The sequence below is a fragment of the Dactylosporangium sp. NPDC005555 genome, from assembly GCF_040605635.1.
Classification (GTDB): Bacteria; Actinomycetota; Actinomycetes; order Mycobacteriales; family Micromonosporaceae; genus Dactylosporangium.
Map to the genome: position 1 here is coordinate 40,898 of NZ_JBEXDG010000028.1, position 15,159 is coordinate 56,056.

General features: G+C 72.6%; 18 protein-coding genes. 6 read left to right on the top strand and 12 right to left on the bottom strand.

The window, feature by feature from the left end; genetic code table 11:
- Positions 1–59: 59 nt before the first annotated feature.
- Complete coding sequence (locus tag ABZS58_RS28515) at positions 60–830, bottom strand: hypothetical protein (protein ID WP_354786294.1); 771 nt, start codon at positions 828–830, stop codon at positions 60–62.
- A 40-nt stretch (positions 831–870) separates the two neighbouring features.
- Positions 871–1,014 carry a hypothetical protein gene (locus ABZS58_RS28520; RefSeq protein ID WP_354786295.1) on the bottom strand — a complete coding sequence of 48 codons (144 nt, stop codon included), beginning with the start codon at positions 1,012–1,014 and terminating at the stop codon, positions 871–873.
- A gap of 108 nt (positions 1,015–1,122) precedes the next feature.
- Between ABZS58_RS28520 and ABZS58_RS28525 the strand changes: the two genes are divergently transcribed.
- From ABZS58_RS28525 to ABZS58_RS28545, 5 genes are all read left to right on the top strand, one after another.
- On the top strand, positions 1,123–2,205 hold the full coding sequence (locus ABZS58_RS28525) for an ABC transporter substrate-binding protein (RefSeq protein ID WP_354786296.1): 1,083 nt from the start codon (positions 1,123–1,125) through the stop codon (positions 2,203–2,205).
- A 26-nt stretch (positions 2,206–2,231) separates the two neighbouring features.
- Positions 2,232–2,984 (top strand): ABC transporter ATP-binding protein, encoded by a 753-nt coding sequence (locus ABZS58_RS28530; RefSeq protein WP_354786297.1) that lies wholly within the window; start codon positions 2,232–2,234, stop codon positions 2,982–2,984.
- On the top strand, positions 2,981–3,739 hold the full coding sequence (locus tag ABZS58_RS28535) for an ABC transporter permease subunit (RefSeq protein ID WP_354786298.1): 759 nt from the start codon (positions 2,981–2,983) through the stop codon (positions 3,737–3,739). The genes ABZS58_RS28530 and ABZS58_RS28535 overlap by 4 nt, the downstream gene beginning before the upstream one ends.
- Positions 3,736–4,536 (top strand): ABC transporter permease subunit, encoded by an 801-nt coding sequence (locus ABZS58_RS28540; protein ID WP_354786299.1) that lies wholly within the window; start codon positions 3,736–3,738, stop codon positions 4,534–4,536. Before ABZS58_RS28535 ends, ABZS58_RS28540 begins: the two co-directional genes overlap by 4 nt.
- Positions 4,537–4,651: 115 nt before the next feature.
- Positions 4,652–5,434, top strand: coding sequence for a hypothetical protein (locus ABZS58_RS28545; protein WP_354786300.1), 783 nt, complete (start codon positions 4,652–4,654; stop codon positions 5,432–5,434).
- 5 nt (positions 5,435–5,439) lie between these two features.
- Here ABZS58_RS28545 and ABZS58_RS28550 read toward each other — a convergent pair whose 3' ends face one another.
- From ABZS58_RS28550 to ABZS58_RS28565, 4 genes are read right to left on the bottom strand one after another with little or no spacing between them, the layout of a single operon-like run.
- Entirely contained in the window at positions 5,440–6,408 is a 969-nt protein-coding gene (locus tag ABZS58_RS28550; RefSeq protein WP_354786301.1) for an acyl-CoA dehydrogenase family protein, read from the bottom strand.
- On the bottom strand, positions 6,405–7,565 hold the full coding sequence (locus tag ABZS58_RS28555; RefSeq protein ID WP_354786302.1) for an acyl-CoA dehydrogenase family protein: 1,161 nt from the start codon (positions 7,563–7,565) through the stop codon (positions 6,405–6,407). The genes ABZS58_RS28550 and ABZS58_RS28555 overlap by 4 nt, the downstream gene beginning before the upstream one ends.
- On the bottom strand, positions 7,555–8,400 hold the full coding sequence (locus ABZS58_RS28560; protein ID WP_354786303.1) for an SDR family oxidoreductase: 846 nt from the start codon (positions 8,398–8,400) through the stop codon (positions 7,555–7,557). Before ABZS58_RS28560 ends, ABZS58_RS28555 begins: the two co-directional genes overlap by 11 nt.
- Positions 8,397–9,263 (bottom strand): LLM class F420-dependent oxidoreductase, encoded by an 867-nt coding sequence (locus ABZS58_RS28565; protein WP_354786304.1) that lies wholly within the window; start codon positions 9,261–9,263, stop codon positions 8,397–8,399. The genes ABZS58_RS28560 and ABZS58_RS28565 overlap by 4 nt, the downstream gene beginning before the upstream one ends.
- Before the next feature lie 41 nt (positions 9,264–9,304).
- On the opposite strand from ABZS58_RS28565, the gene ABZS58_RS28570 reads away from it, so the two are divergent.
- Positions 9,305–10,048 carry an SDR family oxidoreductase gene (locus ABZS58_RS28570; protein ID WP_354786305.1) on the top strand — a complete coding sequence of 248 codons (744 nt, stop codon included), beginning with the start codon at positions 9,305–9,307 and terminating at the stop codon, positions 10,046–10,048.
- Between the two features lie 60 nt (positions 10,049–10,108).
- Here the strand turns inward: ABZS58_RS28570 and ABZS58_RS28575 are convergent, their stop codons facing one another.
- The 6 genes from ABZS58_RS28575 to ABZS58_RS28600 all read right to left on the bottom strand — a co-directional run bounded on the left by ABZS58_RS28575 (position 10,109) and on the right by ABZS58_RS28600 (position 15,123).
- The gene (locus tag ABZS58_RS28575) at positions 10,109–10,399 is read right to left on the bottom strand and encodes a hypothetical protein (RefSeq protein ID WP_354786306.1); all 291 of its coding nucleotides are present in this window, start codon (positions 10,397–10,399) and stop codon (positions 10,109–10,111) included.
- A gap of 151 nt (positions 10,400–10,550) precedes the next feature.
- Positions 10,551–11,270, bottom strand: coding sequence for an ATP-binding cassette domain-containing protein (locus ABZS58_RS28580; RefSeq protein WP_354786307.1), 720 nt, complete (start codon positions 11,268–11,270; stop codon positions 10,551–10,553).
- Positions 11,257–12,075, bottom strand: coding sequence for an ATP-binding cassette domain-containing protein (locus tag ABZS58_RS28585; RefSeq protein WP_354786308.1), 819 nt, complete (start codon positions 12,073–12,075; stop codon positions 11,257–11,259). Before ABZS58_RS28585 ends, ABZS58_RS28580 begins: the two co-directional genes overlap by 14 nt.
- On the bottom strand, positions 12,068–13,018 hold the full coding sequence (locus ABZS58_RS28590) for a branched-chain amino acid ABC transporter permease (RefSeq protein ID WP_354786309.1): 951 nt from the start codon (positions 13,016–13,018) through the stop codon (positions 12,068–12,070). Before ABZS58_RS28590 ends, ABZS58_RS28585 begins: the two co-directional genes overlap by 8 nt.
- The gene (locus tag ABZS58_RS28595; RefSeq protein WP_354786310.1) at positions 13,015–13,890 is read right to left on the bottom strand and encodes a branched-chain amino acid ABC transporter permease; all 876 of its coding nucleotides are present in this window, start codon (positions 13,888–13,890) and stop codon (positions 13,015–13,017) included. Before ABZS58_RS28595 ends, ABZS58_RS28590 begins: the two co-directional genes overlap by 4 nt.
- Positions 13,891–13,905: 15 nt before the next feature.
- On the bottom strand, positions 13,906–15,123 hold the full coding sequence (locus ABZS58_RS28600) for an ABC transporter substrate-binding protein (RefSeq protein WP_354786311.1): 1,218 nt from the start codon (positions 15,121–15,123) through the stop codon (positions 13,906–13,908).
- Between the last annotated feature and the right edge of the window lie 36 nt (positions 15,124–15,159).

A 15,159-nucleotide genomic window follows, 5' to 3' on the forward strand; every position in this document is an offset into this window, starting at 1 on the left:
GCAGCCGTGCCTGCCCATGGTCGAGGCCGGACCGGCGGCCGGCCTGCGCCGCCTCGGCGTCACCGCTGCCCGGCCGGCGCGACCGACGCCCGCCACGCGCTGTAGGCGGCCTCGAGGCGGTCGAGCTCCTCCGGGGTGCCGATGTCGGCGCGGTGCTCGGGGCGCTCCACATAGTGGCGGATCACCGAGGAGAGGAAGGCACGGTCGATGTGGGAGCGGCCGACCAGGACGGCGAGCCGTTTCGGGCGGCCGGCCGGGGTCCGCCGCAGCAGCCGCATCGTCTGGCCCGTCGGCGTGTGCGGGCCGCCCGGGAGCAGGTCGTCCCAGGCGACGGTCCGGCTGCGCGGCAACTGCCGGAGCGTGATGCCCGCCGGGGTCAGCGTCACCTCCGGCCGGGACAGCCACAGTATCGCCAGCCCGAGCACCATCAGCACGACCGTCATGGTCATCGCGATCTCGACGAAGCCGGGGAGCGTCGACAGGCGGACCCGGTCGGTGTCCGGCATCCGCTCGACCGGGAGGAGCTGGCCGGCGACCAGCGCCGCCCCGATGGCCTGCAGCCCGAAGTGCTCCGGCGAGACCGGCGCGACGAAAGCGCCCCCGGTGACGGCGAACGTCGCCGGGCGCGGGCGCAGCCCACGGGTCAGCCACCGGAACAGCAGGAACGGCGCGGCCGCGAAGAGCCCGAGCGCCAGCAGGGCGGCCGCGAGGCTGAGCCAGACCGGCTCGATCCGGAAGGTCAGCGGCTGGAGCACGAACTTCTGCACCACGAATCCGGCGAGCCCGCCGAGGGCGACGAAGGTGGCGGTGACACGCCAGCGCAGTGACATGGCGGCAGCGTAGCCGGGGATCGGCCGGCGGGTGATCCGCCTATTCGGTGGACGACCTGCCGCGCATCTCGATGGCGATCTGCGGCACCTGTCCGGACACGGCGACGAGCTCGCCGGAGAACCGCACGACGTGGCTGTACCCGTTCACCGGTGGCATCCCGGCCGGGCGCGACAGACGTTCCATGCCGCCGACGATAGCGACTGTCAGGTCGGCAAATGCGCTCACGTGCCAGCAACAGCGGTGAAACACCGGGTGGCTACCGTCGGGCCACCTTCCGACGAGGAGATCACGATGGGGCAGGGCATGGATCGACGGGCGTTCATCTGGCGGAGCGCGCGGGCGGCGGCTGGGCTCGCCGTTCTCGGGTCGGCGGCGAGTGTGATGGCGGCGTGCGGGGACGATGACGAGGCGCCTGCCACGTCGGCGTCCGGGGGCAGGAACTTCGGCGAGCTCAACTACCAGCTGTCCTGGATCAAGAACGTCGAGTTCGCCGGGGCGTACATCGCCGACACCAACGGCTACTACAAGGAGGCCGGGTTCAGCTCGGTCAACCTCATGGCCGGCGGGCCGAACGTCAGCCAGGACTCCGTGGTCACCGCCGGCAAGGCCCTGGTGGGGATCTCCTCACCGGACATCACCAGCGCGGCCATCCTCAAGGGCGCACCGCTGATCGCGATCGGTGCGCAGTACCAGAAGAATCCCTTCTGCATCATGAGCCTGGCCAGCAAACCGATCAACAGCCCGCAGGACCTGATCGGGAAGAAGATCGGCGTGCAGGCGACGAACGAGCCGGTCTGGAACGCGTTCCTGAAAGCCAACAACCTCGACCCGAGCAAGATCACGAAGGTGCCGGCGCAGTTCGACCCGCAGCCGCTGGTGACGAAGGAGGTCGACGGCTGGTTCTCGTTCTTCACCAACGAGCCCAACCTGCTCAAGACCAAGGGCATCGACACCGCGGTGATGCTGCTCAACGACCACGGCTACCCGATGGTGTCGGAGATCTACGTGGTCCGCAAGGACACGCTCACCAAGGACCGCGACAAGGTCAAGGCCATGCTGATCGGCGACATCCGGGGCTGGACCAGGTCGATCCAGGACCCGGCGCTCGGGGCGAAGCTCGCCGCCACCGTCTACGGCAAGGACCTCGGGCTCAGCGAGGAGGAGCAGGTCCTGGAGTCCGCGGCGCAGAACACCGTCGTGCAGACCGCCGACACCAAGGCCAACGGGCTGTTCACCATCACCGACCAGCTCATCGACGAGACGATCAAGACCCTCGCGCTGGGCGGGATCACCATCGCCAAGGACCAGCTGTTCGACCTGTCCGTCCTCAAGGAGGTCTACCAGGCCGACCCCAGCCTCAAGGCGGCCTCCTGAACGCGGGACCGGCCGACCGCGGGATCGTGCTGAAGGAGCTCACCAAGCAGTTCACGATCCGCCGGTCGGTCGTCACCGCGCTCGACCGGGTCGACCTGGACACGCCGGCCGGGGCGTTCGTCGCGCTGCTCGGCCCGTCCGGCTGCGGCAAGTCCACGATCCTGCGGATCCTCGCCGACCTGGAGCAGCCGACCTCCGGGACGGCGTTCGTGCACGGCGAGGCACCGTCGCAGACCCGCCGCAACCACCACCTGGGGATCGCGTTCCAGGACGCGGCGCTGCTGCCGTGGCGGTCGGTCACCGCCAACATCCGGCTGCCGCTGCAGGTCAGCGGGGTCAAGGTCGACGACGCGGCGGTCGCGGAGCTGATCAAGCTGGTCGGGCTGGAGGGCTTCGAGCAGGCCCGGCCCGCGCAGCTGTCCGGCGGCATGCGGCAGCGGGTCGCGATCGCCCGCGCCCTCGTCGTCGAGCCGCGGATCCTGCTGCTCGACGAGCCGTTCGGGGCGCTCGACGAGATGACCCGGCAGCGGCTCAACCTGGAGCTGCAACGGATCTGGACCGAACGCGCCACCACCACGCTGCTGGTCACCCACTCCATCACCGAGGCGGTGTTCCTCGCCGACACCGTCGCCGTGATGAGCCCGCGCCCGGGTCGCATCGTGGCCCAGGTCGACATCGACCTGCCCCGGCCCCGCACCCCGCAGATGCTGCGCACCCAGCGGTTCCACGAGCTGGAGGACCAGCTCAGTGCGCTGCTGTTCGGCGGTACCACCGCATGAGGCGCGCGGCGGTGTGGCTGCCCGGCACGATCGGCCTGCTCGCGGTGCTGCTGGGGTGGGAACTGGCCGGTCACACGGTCTTCGCGGCGTCCGGGGTCGTGCCGCCGCCGACCGCCGTCGCGGCCCAGCTGGTCGACGACGGCCTGGACTTCTACTGGCCCAACATCGTGACGACGCTGCGGGAGGCGGGCGCCGGCTGGCTGTACGGCAACGTCATCGCCGTCGTGCTCGCGGTCGCCTTCGTGCAGATCCCCCTGGTCGAGCGGGCGCTGCTGCAACTGGCCCTCGCCAGCTACTGCCTGCCGGTGATCGCGATCGGGCCCGTCCTCGCCGTGCTGTTCAGCGACGACACCCCGAAGGTGATCCTGGCGGCGCTGTCGGTCATCTTCACCACGCTCGTCGGCACCCTGGTCGGGCTGCGCAGCGCCGACCGGACCAGCCTCGACCTCATCCGCGCGTACGGCGGCGGCTCCTGGACCCAGCTGTGGCGGGTCCGGCTCCGCGCGAGCCTGCCCGGCATGTTCGCCGGGCTGCGCATCGCGGCGCCGGCGGCGATGCTCGGCGCGATCATCGGCGAGTACCTGGGTGCGGAGTCCGGCCTCGGCGTCGCGATGATCAACTCGCAGCAGAGCCTGGCCGTCGAACGGACCTGGGGCATCGCCCTCGTCGCCACCGCCCTGTCCGGCGCCGCCTACGGGGCCACCGCACTTGTCGGCACGCTGCTGACCCCGTGGGCGCCGCGGGTGCAGCGATGAACCGGGCACTGCGACGGGTCCTGGTCGGGCTCGGCAGCGCCGCGCTGTCGGTCGGCGTGATCTGCGCCGTCTGGCAGGGCCTGATCAGCGGCTTCGACCTCGACCCGTTCCTCACCCGCGGGCCGCTGGACGTGTGGCGCTACCTCATCGACCCGCAGCACGACGCCGAGCGGGCGCTGCTGGCCGAGGCGAGCCGGATCACCGCCCGTGACGCCGTCATCGGCATGCTGGCGGGCACGGCCGCGGCCGTCGCCGCGGCGCTCGCGTTCGCCCTGTGGCGCAGCTTCGAGCAGACCGTCATGCCCATCGCCATGGCGCTGCGGGCGGTGCCGCTGGTCGCGATGACCCCGCTGATCGCGCTGGTCTTCGGCCGTGGGCTGCTGTCGATCACGGTGATCGCCGGCATCGTCACGTTCTTCCCGGTCCTGGTGAACGTCTCCCTCGCCCTACGGGCGGTGCCGGCCTCCTCGCTGGACCTCATGCACGCCTACGGCGCGTCGCCGTACGTCACCCTGCTGCGGGTGCAGGTGCCGTCGGCGCTGCCGGCGCTCTTCGCCGCGATGCGCGTCGCCGCGCCCCTGGCGCTGGTCGGCGCGCTGCTCGCCGAGTGGCTCACCACCGGCCGCGGCCTCGGCTACCTGATGCTGCAGTCGGTGACGACGTTCGAGCTCGACCGGATGTGGGCCGCGGTGACGATCGTGACCGTGGCGTCGATCCTGCTCTACACGCTGATCAGCGTGCTGGAACAGCTGACCCTGGCCCGCTACGCGCCCGACCGGACCCGCCGGGCGCTGTGACGTTGGGATCTCGCGGCGATTCGGGCGGGACGCCGGGTTTTCACCCGCGGATCGGGACGTGGCGGGGCCCGTCCGGCGGATCCGCGCGCCGTTGCCCGGCGACTACGCTCCTGGCATGTCGCTCACCGGCCGGTTCCCCGCCACCGTGGTGGCGCTGACGACGCTGGCCTCGATCGTGACGTACAAGTTCGTGCTCATCCCCGTCCTCTGGCGGGTCGAGTCGGCGGCGCTCGGCACCGGCCTGGCCCTCGGGGTGGCGTTCCTCGCCTCCCTCGCGCCCGCCGCCGTCTACCTGTGGCTGTCCCGCCACCAGTTGCGGCGGCGACCGGCGACGTTCCAGCAGCCGGTGGACGGGTCGGCGTTCGTGGCCTCCCGGGTGCCAGCGCTCACGGGCTTCACCGCCGTGACCCTGATGGTGCCGTGCGCGAACGCGCTGCCGATCGAGCGGATCGACGGCACCGACCGCGTCGGCCTGCCGAGCGATCCGGTGCTGCTCGCCCTCTTCGTCGGTCTGGTCGTCGTGTCGGCGGGGCTCGCGCTGGCCTGCGTCTGGCTGCCGGGCCCGCTGGTGCGCCTGACCGCGGCCGGGATCACCGTCCGCGGCACCGTGCGGCGCCGGGACATCGGCTGGGACGATCTGGTCCCCGGCGGCCCGCATCCGCCGCTGGGCAGGTCGATGCGGCTGCTGTACCGGGCCGGCGGCGAGCAGCCGAAGCGGTGCGACGTGCCGACACAACGGCTGGCGGTGGACCCCGTCTTCCTGGCCACCGTCGTGCGCCACTACGCGGAGCGGTCCGAGCACCGCACCGCCATCGGCACGCTGGGCGAGCTCGAACGCCTCGAGACCGCGTACGCCTCGTGGCGGGAGACGCCGGCGCCGGTCGGCCGGACCGCCTGAGTCGGCTACAGGCCGGAGCGGGCCAGCAGGAGCCGGCGCAGGGCGACGGGGTCACCGGCGAGGAGCCGGGTGGTGGTGGCGCGTTTGAGGTAGCGGTGGGCGTCGTGCTCCCAGGTGAAGCCGATCCCGCCGAGCAGCTGGATCGACGCCCGGGTCACATGCCACGCGGCGTCGGCGGCGTGCAGCTTGGCCAGTGGTGCTGCGGTGGCGAAGGAATCGGTGCCGTGGGCGCGCACGGCGTGCCAGACGGACGACCGCGCCTGTTCCAGCTGGACGACGAGGTCGGCGACGCGGTGCCGCAGCGCCTGGAACGTGGCCAGGGGCACGCCGAACTGCTGCCGTGTGCGCAGGTGCGCGACGGTGAGGTCCAGGGACGCGCGGGCGACGCCGACGGATTCGGCGGCGAGCGCGGCGTGCAGCAGGTCGTGGGCGGGTGCGGCGTCGCGGGACACGAGCCGGCCCGGTGCCTGCCACAGCACGAGGGTGCCCTGTGTGCGGGTCTGGTCCAGGGTCGGCTGCGGGCGGATGTCGGGGTCGTCGACGGCGAACAGACACGTCCCGTCGGACACGATGACGACCCCGGCGTCGGTGGCGTCCAGGACGTGCTCGAACGAGCCGTCCAGCAGGAAGCCGTCCGGGGAGGGCCGGGCGGTGCACGTGCCGTCGAGCGCGACCGCCCCGATCAGGTCGCCGGAGGCCAGCGCGGGCAGCAGGGCGGCGGAGGCGGGCAGCGCCGGGTCCAGCGACAGGGCCGCGACGGTGGTGGCCAGCAGCGGCGACCGCAGCAGCGCGGCGCCGGCCTCCTCCAGGACGATGCCGGCCTCGACAAGGGTCGCGCCGAAGCCACCGTGCTCCTCGCCGATCGCGAGGGCCGTGAGGCCGAGTTCGCCCGTCAGCCGTTTCCAGTCGCCGCCGGTGCTGAAGAAGGCCGCGGCGCTGTCGCGCAATGCCAGATGTTCCGGCGACTCGGTCATGCGGTGCCTCGCGGGATGCGGCCGAGGACGCGGTCGGCGACGATGTTGCGCTGGATCTCGTCGGAGCCGCCGTAGATGGTGTCGGCGCGGGTGAACAGGAACAGGCGTTGGGCGTCGGTCAGCTCGTACTCCCCTGGCAGGGCGACCGTGGACGCGGCGCCGCCGACGTCCATGGCGAGCTCGCCGAGCCGCTGGTGCCAGCCGGCCCACAGCAGCTTCGCCACGGACGCGCCCGTCGGGTCGGGCTCCACGGACGACAGGGCGCGCAGCGCGTGGTGGCGCAGGCCCTGCAGCCCGGCCCAGGCGTCGGCGATGCGGTCGGCGACGACCGGGTCGTCGAAGGTGCCGTTGGCGCGCGCGGCGGCGACGACGGCGTCCAGCTCGCGGGCGAAGCCGAGCTGCTGGCCGAGGGTGGCGACGCCGCGTTCGAAGGACAGGGTGCTGGTGGCGACCCGCCAGCCGTCGCCCGGCGCGCCGACGACGAGGTCCGCGTCGGTGGTCGCGCCGTCGAAGAACACCTCGTTGAACTCCGACGTCCCGGTCAGCTGCTGGATCGGCCGCACCTCGACCCCGGGCTGCCGCATGGGCACGAGGAGGTAGGACAGGCCTTCCTTGCGGGTTGCTGCCGCGTCGGTACGAGCGAGCACGAAGCACCAGTCGGCGACGTGGGCCAGGGACGTCCACACCTTCTGCCCGGTGACGTGCCAGCGGCCGTCGGACAGGGTGCCGCGGGTGCGCACGCCGGCGAGGTCGGACCCGGCGCCGGGCTCGGAGTAGCCCTGGCACCAGAGCTCCTCGGCGCGGGCGATCGGCGGCAGGAACCGCTCCCGCTGCGCGTCGGTGCCGTGCGCGATCAGGGTCGGCGCGAGGAGGTACTCGCCGATGTGGCTGAGCCTGCCGGGCCCGCCGGCCCGGGCGTATTCGGTGAAGAAGACGACCTGTTCGGCGATGGTGGCGCCGCGTCCGTACGGCTGCGGCCAACCGAGACCGATCCAGCCGGCGGCGCCGAGGACGCGCTCCCACTCGGCCCGCAGCTCGAGGTGCTCGTGCTCGCGGCCGGGCCCGCCGCTGCCGACGAGCGGCGTGAACTGTCCGGTCAGGTGCTCGCGGAGCCAGGCGCGGACGTCCGCGGCGCGCAGTGAAGGCTCAGGCGCCATACACGGCCGCCGGTGCGGGGGCGCGGGACAGCAGGTCGCGCACGATCGGGCCGAGCTCGTCGGGGTGCAGGCGGCGGCCCGCGTCGTGGACCTCGCCGTGCTGCCAGCCGTCGGCGACGCTGACCGTGCCGCCGGAGACCTCGAAGACGCGTCCGGTGACGTCGCCGCTGTCGGCGCCGGCGAGCCAGACGACGAGCGGTGACACGTTCTCGGGCGCCATCGCGTCGAAGCCGGTGCCGGGGGCGCGCATGGCGTCGGCGAAGACGACCTCGGTCATCGGGGTGCGGGCGCTGGGCGCGATCGCGTTGACGGTGACGCCGTAGCGGGCGAGCTCGACGGCGGCGACGGCGGTGAGGGCGGCGATCCCGGCCTTCGCGGCGCTGTAGCTCGCCTGCCCGACGCTGCCCATGAGCCCGGCGCCGGAGGTGGTGTTGACGACGCGGGCGGCGACGGTCTCGCCGGCCTTCGAGCGGGCCCGCCAGTGCGCGGCGGCGTGCCGCAACGGGGCGGCGGTGCCGCCGAGGTTGACCCGGATGACGGCGTCCCACTCGGCCTCGGCGAGGTTGACGACCATCCGGTCGCGGGCCAGGCCGGCGTTGTTGACGAGGGCGTCGAGGCGGCCGTGCGCGGTGACGGCCCGGTCGATGAGGGCGGCGGCGAAGTCCCAGTCGGCGATGTCGCCGGGGAACGCGACGGCCCCGGTGCGCTCCGCGACGTCTGCCAGGGCGTCGGCGTCGAGGTCGTTGAGCACGAGCCGGGCGCCGGCGGCGGCGAACGCGAGGGCGTGCGCGCGGCCGAGGCCCTGCGCGGCGCCGGTGACGATGACGGACCTCATACGCGCAGCACGTCCTTCTGGTAGCGGCGGACCTTGTCGCGGACGCCGACGGGGTCGTTCGGGTCGGCCCGGATGACGACCCGGGACACGCCGAGGGAGCGCAGCGTCTCCAGGTCGCCGACGTTGCCGGGGGCCCGCATGGTGATCTCGACGTCGTCGATGGTGCGCCCGGCGGCGACGCATTCGTCGGCGAGGGCGGTGCGCAGTTCGGCGAAGCGGCCGCCGGCGACGCCGAGGGGGTACCAGCCGCTGCCGAAGCGGGCGGCGCGGCGCACGGCGGCCATGGAGTGCCCGCCGACGACGATCGGCACGCCGCCGGGGCGGGTCGGCGCGGGACGGCTGTGCACGTCGCGGAAGCTCACGAACCGCCCGGTGTAGCTGGCGGGGGTCCGGGTCCACAGGGCGTGCATGGCGGCGAGGTACTCGTCGGCGCGGGCGCCGCGCTCCTCGAAGGGCACGCCGACGGCGTCGTACTCCTCGCGCAGCCAGCCGACGCCGATCCCCGCCAGGAGCCGGCCGCCGCTGAGCACGTCGACGGTGGCGAGGCGTTTCGCGAGGTCGACGGGGTGGTGCTCGGGCAGGATGAGCATGGCGGTGCCGAGCCGCAGGGTGGTGGTGTGCGCGGCGGCGAAGGTCAGCCAGTGCAGCGGGTCGGGGATGTCGTCGCCGGCGCCGAGGCTCATCCGGCCGCCCGGGTCGTAGGGATACGCCGAGGTGTAGTCGTCGGGGACGATGATGTGTTCGACGGCCCAGACCGACTCGCAGCCGAGGTCTTCCAGCAGCCGGACGAAGCGGGCGGTGGTGGCGGGATCGGCGGCGCCGGTGCCGCCGAGGACGGGCATGACCCCGAGTTTCAGCTCCACGGCGGCTACTCTACCAAACGCTTGCTTGGTAGCGTAAGCGGATGGATTTCAGGTTCCGTCAGGGCGTCGCGGTCGTCACCGGCGCCACCGGTGGCATCGGCACCGCCGTCGCCCGCCTTCTCGCCGCCCGCGGCAGCCGGGTGCTCCTCGCGTACCGCAGCAACGCCGCCGCGGCCGCCGCGTTGGCGGCCTCGCTGCCGGACGCCACCGCGCACCAGGTCGAGCTGAGCGACCCGGCGTCGTGCGCGGCGCTCATCGAGGCGGCGCCGGTCGTGCACACCCTGGTCCACGCCGCCGGGCCGCACGTGCCGATGCGGCACCTGAGCCAGGTCACCCCCGAGCGCTTCGCCGCGCAGGTCAGCGACGACGTGACCGGGTTCTTCAACGTGCTCGCCGCGAGCCTGCCGCGGCTGCGCGAGTCCCGCGGCAGCCTCGTCGCCGTCACCACCGCCGCCACCCGCCGCTTCCCGGTCCGCGACGGCCTGTCCGCCGCGCCGAAGGCCGCCGTCGAGGCGCTCGTGCGCGGGATCGCGGCCGAGGAGGGCCGCTTCGGCGTCCGGGCCAACTGCGTCGGCCCCGGCATGCTCACCGACGGCATGGCGGCCCGGCTCATCGCCGACGGCGACCTCGACGAGCGCGCCCTCGAGGTGACCCGGGCCAACATCCCGCTGCGGACGTTCGGCACGGCCGTCGACGTCGCCGAGGCGGTCTGCTTCCTCGCCAGCGACCGGGCCCGCTTCATCACCGGACAGAAGCTCGACGTGGACGGCGGGTACGCCGCCTGACGCCCGGACCGGGGCCGACCTGCCGGAAAGCCGGCCCCGGCCGACGCGTTGCCGGTCCGATCACCGACCCGCGCAACGCGGTGACCGGCGGTCTTCAGCACGGGGGCGGTACGGCTGAGCCGGCAGGTACTGGATCCATTCCGCTGCCGTGATCCCGGTGCCGGCCGTCGCGCACACCTCGCGGACCGCGGACGCCAGGTCGGTCTGCCACACCCGGATGGAGCCGTCGGACGCACCCGCGACGAGCGTCGCACCGTCCGGGCTGTAGGCCACGACGTACACGCGGTACGGCTCCTGGCAGGTCCCGAGCAATCCCGTCTGGTCGACGTCGTCCTGCAGCTGGGGCGACACCCGCCACTCCTACGGGATCAACCTGTCATAGGTCGGCTCGCACGAACCCACCGGTGACCCCGGGACCTTGCTCGCGGGAGGGGGGAGGATGGCGCCGCGCCGGGCACGGCCGCGGCGCCATCCTCATGCACGGCCGGTGCGCCGGCGGCCCTCAGTGCGCGGCGGTCTTCAGGACGCCCATGCGGGTGCGGTACTCGCTGTCCAGGGCCGTGCCGCCGTCCTCGCGGGTCGCGACGACCTCGCCGCGGACGAGGACGTAGCCGCGGTCGACGGCGCCGCGGACGGCGCCGAGCGCGGGCTCCGCCATGAGCACCGCGATGCCGTCGGACGCCAGCTGGTTGACGGTGCGCAGCAGCTCCTGCACGACCAGCGGGGCGAGGCCGGTCATCATCTCGTCGAGCAGCAGCACCCGCGGCGTGCCCATCAGTGCCCGGGACACCACGAGCATCTGCTGCTCGCCGCCGGACAGCACCCCGACGAGGCTCTTGAGCCGGGTCCGCAGGATCGGGAACCGGTCGATCGCCGTGTCCACCGCCGAGCGGGGCAGGCGCAGCAGCTCCGCCATGACCTGCAGGTTGTCGGCGACGTTGAGCTTCGGGAACAGCTGCCGGCCCTGCGGCACGACGGCGATCCCGGCGCGGGCCCGGTCAGCCGGCTTGAGCTTGCTGACGTCGTCGCCGTCGAGGAAGACCTTGCCGGTGGCGGCGACGGACCCGTACGCGGCGAGCAGCGCGCTGCTCTTCCCGGCGCCGTTCGGGCCGACCAGCGCCGTGATCTTGCCGCCGGGCGCGACGACGTCGACACCGGCGACGGCGCTGGCGTGGCCGTAGCGGACGGCGAGTCCTTCGAGGCGCAGCTCATGAGCTGACACTGTCGGCCTCCTCGGGGGCATCGGTGGCGACCTCAGGGGCATCGGTGACGCCGAAGTAGACCTCTTGCATCTGCGGGCTGTCGAGGCACTCGCGCGGGGAGCCGTCGAACACGGACCGCCCGCGGTCCAGCAGCATGATCCGGTCGACGAGCCCGGCGACGAGGTCGACGTTGTGGTCGACCAGGATCACCGCGTGGCCGCGCCGCTGCACGGTGCGCACCACCTCGGAGATGCCGGAGACGCCGGCCGCGTCGGACCCCGCGAACGGCTCGTCGAGCAGCAGGACGAGAGGGTCCTGACCGAGCGCCCGGCCGACCTCGACGAGCCGCTGCTCGCCCAGGGACAGGTCGCCGGCGGGCCGGTCGAGGCGGTCGATGCCGAGCTCCTCGGCGAGCGCCGCCACGGCGAGGGTGTCCGCCTTCTCGTACGGGCGGAACGCGCCGCGGAACGAGCCCGCGATCATCTGCCAGATCGTGCCGTGCCGGCGGGCGACGCGGCCGAGCAGCAGGTTCTCCGCGACGGTGAGCTCCAGCGCGAGCTGCGGGTATTGGAACGTGCGGGCCAGCCCGCCCTTGGCGCGCTTGGACGCCGGCCCGGTCAGCCGCTGCCCGCGCAGGGTCAGCGAGCCCTCGGTCGCCGACTGCGCGCCGGAGATGAGGTCGACCAGCGTCGTCTTGCCCGCGCCGTTGGGCCCGACGAGGCCGAGGACCTCACCGGCGGTGAGCGAGAACGACACGTCCTGCAGGGCGGTGACCCCGCCGTACCGTTTGGTCAGGCCGGATCCGACGAGGAGCGTCTCAGCCACGGCGTCCTCCCACAAGCTTGGTGAGCCGGCTCGCGTAACCGATGACGCCCTGCGGCGCGACGAGCAGGATGATCAGCACCCCGAGGGCGAGGATCAGCGTGCCGCTGGTCTCCACCGCGGGGAAGTTCAGGGTCAGCTCGACGGCGATGACCGCGCCGAGGACGGCACCCCAGGGGGTGGCCGACCCGCCGATGAGCGGCATGAAGATGGCCAGGAACACCAGGTTGAGCGTGAACGTGTCCGGGGTGACGCTGCCGGCGGAGTAGGTGAACAGCCCGCCGCCGACGGCCGCGATCGCCGCGCCGATGGCGAGGGACACGAGGTTCATCACCGGCACCCGTACCCCGGCGGCCTCCACCGCCCGTGGGGCGTCGCGCATGGTCCGCACGATCACGCCCCACGGCGACATCCGCAGCCGGTCGAGCAGGAACGCGATGACGCACACGACGACGACGGAGCCGACGACGACCTCGTAGTGGTCCGGCTGCCAGCCGAGGATGTTGAGCTTCCGGAGGCTGCCGAGACCGCCCGAGCCGCCGGTGAAGGCTTCGGCGTCCACCAGCCAGGCGGTGAACGCCATGCCGAACAGCAGCGTCACGGCGGCGAGGAAGAACCCGGACAGCCGCCGGGTGGCGAGGCCGAGCAGCACCGCGACGACCGCGGCGACGATCGGCCCGACGAGCCACGCGACGACGAGCGGCAGGCCGCTCTTGGAGGAGATCAGGCCGACCGCGTAGCCGCCGATGCCCGCGTACGCGCCGTACGCCATCGACAGCGACCCGGCCATCAGGTACGGCACGTACATGCCGAGCGCGATCAACGCGTACGTCGCGGTCGTGGTGACCAGGGTCTGCTTGTAGCCGTCGGCGCCGACCCACAGCAGGATCAGCAGGCCGCCGACGGCGCCGAGCAACAGGCCGAGAGAGCCGGGGATGCGCTTCATGCTCGTACCCTCCGCACGAACAGGCCGCTCGGTTTGAGGGCGAAGAACACGAGGGCGACGATCAGCAGCCCGTACACGTGGGACTGCCCGCCGAAGTAGTAGGGGACGAAGACCTCGACGGCGCCGAGCAGCAGCCCGCCCGCGAGGGGCGCCCACACGGACCCGGTGCCGCCGACGACCATGGCGAGGAAGCCCGACAGCGCCCAGCTGAGCCCAGACAGGGAGCTGACCCCGGCCTTCGGCGCGAACAGCAGCCCGATGATCCCCGCGAGGAGCCCGGAGAGCACGAACGCGATGAGCCGGACCCGGTTCACGGGCAGACCCAGCAGCTGGGCGGCGTGGGTGCTGTCGCCGACGGCCCGCAGCAGCCGTCCGGAGCGGGTGCCGCGGATCCACAGGGCGAGCCCGGCGAACGCGACGACGGTGAAGCCGAGCAGCACGAGCGTGCTCGGCTGGATCACCGTCTCCCCGACCGTCACCGGGTCGAACGTGAACAGCTGCTGGCCGGGCAGGGTGGTGTAGCCGAACAGGTACCCGCCGAGCTGCTGGATGGCGAAGAGCACCGCGGCGACCGCGACCAGCGCGGGCAGTTCGCCGCCGCCGGAGCGTCGTTGCACGGGCCGGACGACCGCGAGCTCGGTGATGACCGCGAGCGCCGCGGCGGCGGTGATCGCCACCGCTGCGGCCACCCACACGTTCATGTCCTCGTACAGCACCAGGTACGACGTGCACAGCCCGCCGACCATGGCGTACGGGCCGATCGCGAAGTTGAAGAACCCGGCGCCGACCAGAACCAGGTAGTAGGCCAGCGCGAGCAGGCCGAAGAAACACCCCATCTCGAGGGCTGACAACCACAGCTGCAGCTGGCCCATACCTGTGTTACCCCCTTACTTCGCGCACGGCGGCTGGAACGTGGCCCACGGGCCCTTGGGCTTGTTGTCCGCGCCGAACTCGATCAGCGACAGCCCGCACGGCCCGTCCGCACCGAGGTGCTTGTCGGCGCCGAAGGAGAGCGTGAAGTTGGCCTGGCCGAACGTCGCCGGGTAGCCCTTGATGCTCTGAATGGCCTCGTTGAGCTTCTTGGAGTCGTCGACCCCGCCGGCCTTCTCGATCGCCTGCTTGAGCACGTGCACCGAGTCCCACGCCTGTGCGTCGTAGGCGGTGATGTCGTAGTCGTTGCCGTACTTGCTCTTCAGCAGCTTGACGAGCTCCTGGGTGCGCGGGTTCGCCGTGTTGATGGAGCCCATGAAGATCAGGCCTTCCAGCGCGCCGGGGGCGGCCAGCTTCCAGGAGGAGGGCTGGTTGCCGATCGAGGCGAGCGAGAAGCGCTTCGTGCCCTTCATCTGGCTGCCGAGGGTGTTCTGGGCGAGCACCTCGAACGCGCCGCCGACGCTGGTCACCAGGATCGCGTCGGGGCCGGCGTTCTTGAGCCGGGCGACCTGCGCGGACAGGTCGGAGGCGTTGGCCGCGCCCTTCTCCGTCGCGACGATCTGCACGCAGGACAGCGCCGGCAGCAGCGCCTTGTCCAGCGCGGCGATCGTGGTCGTGTCGTCGGTGAGGACGCCGATCTTGGTGATGTTCGCGGCCTTGAACGCGCCGCAGTAGACGCTGGCCCAGTCGGTGGTGGTGTTGGCGAGCATGTAGATGAGCTCGTTGTCCGGCGGCTGGACCAGGGTCGCGGTGACGCCGGTCGGTGCGATGGCGGGCAGGCCGAGCTGGGTGAGCGTCGCCTTCGCCTGGAGGATGGCGGCGGAGCCGCTCTGCAGGAACAGGGCCTTGGCGCCCTGGCCGGCGAGCTTCTGCAGCACGGCCGGCACCTTGGTCGGGTCGGACTCGTCGTTCTCGACGACCAGCTTCAGCGGGCGGCCGAGCACGCCGCCCTTGTCGTTGACGTCCTGGATCGCCAGGCGGATGGTCTTGCCGGCGATGGTGCTGTAGGAGGCGCCGGAGCCGGTGCTGTCCTCGTCCAGGCCGATGATGATCGGAGCACCGGAGGCGGTGCCGTTGCTCGGCTTGTCCTCCCCCGCTTTGTTGCCGCAGCCTGCGACGGTGAGCGCCGCCAGCGCAAGACAGCTGACGATGCGAATCGTCGATGAAACGCCCATTTGTACCCCTGTCACGGAATTTATACGAATCGTCAG

What these genes read in the sequence shown, in the direction of transcription:
- ABZS58_RS28600 (WP_354786311.1), bottom strand. Translation starts at nt 15,123, where the DNA reads ATGGGCGTTTCATCGACGATTCGCATCGTCAGCTGTCTTGCGCTGGCG.
- ABZS58_RS28570 (WP_354786305.1), top strand. Translation starts at nt 9,305, where the DNA reads ATGGATTTCAGGTTCCGTCAGGGCGTCGCGGTCGTCACCGGCGCCACC.
- ABZS58_RS28595 (WP_354786310.1), bottom strand. Translation starts at nt 13,890, where the DNA reads ATGGGCCAGCTGCAGCTGTGGTTGTCAGCCCTCGAGATGGGGTGTTTC.
- ABZS58_RS28520 (WP_354786295.1), bottom strand. Translation starts at nt 1,014, where the DNA reads ATGGAACGTCTGTCGCGCCCGGCCGGGATGCCACCGGTGAACGGGTAC.
- ABZS58_RS28540 (WP_354786299.1), top strand. Translation starts at nt 3,736, where the DNA reads ATGAACCGGGCACTGCGACGGGTCCTGGTCGGGCTCGGCAGCGCCGCG.
- ABZS58_RS28545 (WP_354786300.1), top strand. Translation starts at nt 4,652, where the DNA reads ATGTCGCTCACCGGCCGGTTCCCCGCCACCGTGGTGGCGCTGACGACG.
- ABZS58_RS28525 (WP_354786296.1), top strand. Translation starts at nt 1,123, where the DNA reads ATGGGGCAGGGCATGGATCGACGGGCGTTCATCTGGCGGAGCGCGCGG.
- ABZS58_RS28560 (WP_354786303.1), bottom strand. Translation starts at nt 8,400, where the DNA reads ATGAGGTCCGTCATCGTCACCGGCGCCGCGCAGGGCCTCGGCCGCGCG.
- ABZS58_RS28555 (WP_354786302.1), bottom strand. Translation starts at nt 7,565, where the DNA reads ATGGCGCCTGAGCCTTCACTGCGCGCCGCGGACGTCCGCGCCTGGCTC.
- ABZS58_RS28535 (WP_354786298.1), top strand. Translation starts at nt 2,981, where the DNA reads ATGAGGCGCGCGGCGGTGTGGCTGCCCGGCACGATCGGCCTGCTCGCG.
- ABZS58_RS28515 (WP_354786294.1), bottom strand. Translation starts at nt 830, where the DNA reads ATGTCACTGCGCTGGCGTGTCACCGCCACCTTCGTCGCCCTCGGCGGG.
- ABZS58_RS28590 (WP_354786309.1), bottom strand. Translation starts at nt 13,018, where the DNA reads ATGAAGCGCATCCCCGGCTCTCTCGGCCTGTTGCTCGGCGCCGTCGGC.
- ABZS58_RS28550 (WP_354786301.1), bottom strand. Translation starts at nt 6,408, where the DNA reads ATGACCGAGTCGCCGGAACATCTGGCATTGCGCGACAGCGCCGCGGCC.